Here is a 459-nt window from a genome sequence, read left to right as displayed (position 1 = left end):
AACATGAAGCCGCGCGCCGAGTTCACCCAGTCCGCGCCGATCGCCAGCGTGCGCGCCACGTCGAAGGCGGTGATGATCTTGCCGCTCGCGCCGATCTTCACGCGCTCGCGCAGGCCGATCCCCACCAGGGTGTTGTGCACCAGCAGCAGGCCTTCCTGCAGGGGCACGCCCACGTGGTCGGTGAATTCGAGCGGTGCCGCGCCGGTGCCGCCCTCGGCGCCGTCCACCACGATGAAGTCGGGCACGATGCCGGTCTCGAGCATCGCCTTGGCGATGCCGAAGAATTCCCAGGGATGGCCGATGCAGAGCTTGAAGCCGGTCGGCTTGCCGCCCGAGAGCGTGCGCAGCCGCTCGACGAATTCGAGCAGGCCGCGCGGCGTCGAGAACTCCGAATGGGTGGCCGGCGAGATGCAGTCCTTGCCCATCGGCACGCCGCGCGTCTCGGCGATCTCGGGGGTG

At 69.3% G+C, this 459-nt stretch carries 1 protein-coding gene; it reads right to left on the bottom strand.

Features of this window, described 5'->3' with window-relative positions; translation table 11 throughout:
* Positions 1–459: FMN-binding glutamate synthase family protein (locus HWY05_RS37860; RefSeq protein ID WP_176061500.1), on the bottom strand; the 459-nt coding region annotated here is incomplete at both ends.

Source organism: Paraburkholderia sp. BCC1876 (assembly GCF_902833695.1).
Classification (GTDB): Bacteria; Pseudomonadota; Gammaproteobacteria; order Burkholderiales; family Burkholderiaceae; genus Paraburkholderia.
Note: the sequence above shows the minus strand (reverse complement) of the source record. Positions and strands in the feature narration are given on the sequence as shown.